Source organism: Pseudomonas sp. PS02302 (assembly GCF_029959585.1).
In the GTDB taxonomy this organism is placed as follows: Bacteria; Pseudomonadota; Gammaproteobacteria; order Pseudomonadales; family Pseudomonadaceae; genus Chryseomonas; species Chryseomonas aestiva.
In genome coordinates this window covers 1-1,920 of sequence record NZ_JASCON010000163.1, presented here as the reverse complement: position 1 = coordinate 1,920, position 1,920 = coordinate 1, and the positions used below count along the sequence as shown (strand labels likewise).

Annotated in this window: 2 protein-coding genes; one reads left to right on the top strand and one right to left on the bottom strand. The window is 52.3% G+C overall.

Translation table 11 applies throughout. The features are described from left to right. Positions 1 to 375: 375 nt before the first annotated feature. Positions 376 to 894: a YkgB family protein gene (locus tag QMX82_RS25625; protein WP_003464991.1), complete on the top strand. Its 519-nt coding sequence runs from the start codon at positions 376 to 378 to the stop codon at positions 892 to 894. A gap of 29 nt (positions 895 to 923) precedes the next feature. Here QMX82_RS25625 and QMX82_RS25620 read toward each other — a convergent pair whose 3' ends face one another. Beyond that, the gene (locus tag QMX82_RS25620; RefSeq protein ID WP_003464995.1) at positions 924 to 1,769 is read right to left on the bottom strand and encodes an AraC family transcriptional regulator; all 846 of its coding nucleotides are present in this window, start codon (positions 1,767 to 1,769) and stop codon (positions 924 to 926) included. Positions 1,770 to 1,920: the final 151 nt, after the last annotated feature.

Genomic DNA, 1,920 nt, shown 5'->3' with positions numbered 1-1,920 from the left:
GAAGGAGTGGGGGCAACAGCAGCTGCGCTGGTAGACTTATCCACAGTTGCTGGTAACAAAATCAGCAATCCGCCCTGGGTCAAATTTCAATCGGCAGGGTGGGTCAATTTTCCATCAGCGCCAACAAAATGACAGTAGGCGATGCCGCAACGCGCTTCATCGACCTATGTAAAACGACTCCTTTATCGAAATAGTGCACTCATCGCTCTCCACGGCGATCCCTTCATCGCGAATTGCACCGCCCAAGACGATCTGCACTGAAATCAATACTTTCTGATGCCTCTTGATTAGAGATGCCAGCCATAATCATCTCATCGCCAACGCATACGGCGTTCGGCAGCCAACACACTCTCACTCACTACTGGAAGCTCAGACATGAAAACCATAGGCATTGAAAACTCGAAGTCCAGCGTACAGGCCCACTTAACGCTTGGAACCAAAACTATGGGGCTAGGTATCTATGGCGCGTACTTGGCTCTCGCTATTATTTACTTCTGGTTCGGCGGCATGAAATTTACCCACTACGAGGCCGAGGGCCTGGTTCCACTGGTGAGCAACAGCCCGCTTTTGGGATGGGTGTATAGCATTTTTTCGGTCGACATGTTCTCCAGCCTGCTCGGCATACTAGAGATTTCGATCGGCACTCTGATCGCAGGCCGCATGCTGTCGCCCAAACTATCCGTGGTAGGAGGCGCTCTGTCTGCAGGCCTGTTCTTCACAACCCTTAGCTTTATGTTTTCCACTCCGGGCGTCATTGAGCCTAGTTTAGGGTTTCCGGCGATTTCCGTTGCGCCAGGTCAGTTTCTGCTTAAAGACTTAGGGTTGCTTGCTGTTTCGATATTTGTGGCAGGCCATTCGCTGGTTGAACTGGAAAAACGTAAAATTAATGCATAATTTTTTCAATGGCTTAAGGCAGTAATGCCTTAGGCCTTTTTGCCATCATTTTCCCCCGCCAGATCTTTCAACCAGTCACGAGGGCTCAACCCCGTCTTGCGTCTAAATGCGCGAGACAGCGCCGAAGGACTTTCGTAGCCGACTTGAGCTGCAATCAGCGTAATCGAGCGCCCTTCTCGCATCAGCTTCTGAGCCAGGCTAACTCGCCAACTCAACAAATAATCAGCAGGCGTCTGTCCGATGACACTCTTGAAATGCACGGCATACGCAGCGCGTGACATATTTGACTCACTGGCCAGCTCTGCTATTGACCAGGCATGTTCCGGGGAGTTGTGCATCTGTAAAAGCGATCGGGCAAGCCGCATGTCGGCCAGTCCAGCCATCATTCCGGTGCGCAACTGGTGATGATCGAGCAGGTAACGGAGCAACAGAATGATTAGGAGCTCAAATAAGCGCTCAAGCGCGGCTTCCCTTCCACAATGCACATTTGCCGCCTCGGCAAACATCCACTCCAACGTGTCTGCCAGCATGGGCAGATCATCGAGTGCGAGCACCAAACAGTCCGGTAATGAAGCCGACAAAGGATTATCAATTCCGCCCTCAAACTCCATGGAAGCACACAACAACTTTGCGCCATCGGACTCACCCGCAAACAATTGATGCTTGGCGGGGCGTGGCATAAAAATCAAGCTAGGGCGAGTGAGCTGCAAATCCTTGCGATCGGGACCAAGCAACGTCACGCTGCCGGCCTGAAGCAGATGGATATAACCTCGCCGCTCGGCGCCATCGTAAGATGCAGAGCCGCATAGGTCGCCGTCATAGAACAGATTGGCCCGCACGCCGAACCGCGAGAGCAAATTAGACAAACGATCCATTGGCCGATCCTTGACGAGTCAGAATGAACCGCCCCGGGTTTCGTGGAGGCTGGTTGGTTTAAGTTCAAGCCGCTCGCTTTTCAGTGCTTTCGAGTAGCTGCCAGTAGTTTGCCTCAGCTTCTGCCGGAGGTATATATCCAATGGGTTCGAG

Excerpts from the sequence above, each read along its gene's own strand:
- QMX82_RS25625 (WP_003464991.1), top strand. The coding sequence starts at position 376 with ATGAAAACCATAGGCATTGAAAACTCGAAGTCCAGCGTACAGGCCCAC.
- QMX82_RS25620 (WP_003464995.1), bottom strand. The coding sequence starts at position 1,769 with ATGGATCGTTTGTCTAATTTGCTCTCGCGGTTCGGCGTGCGGGCCAAT.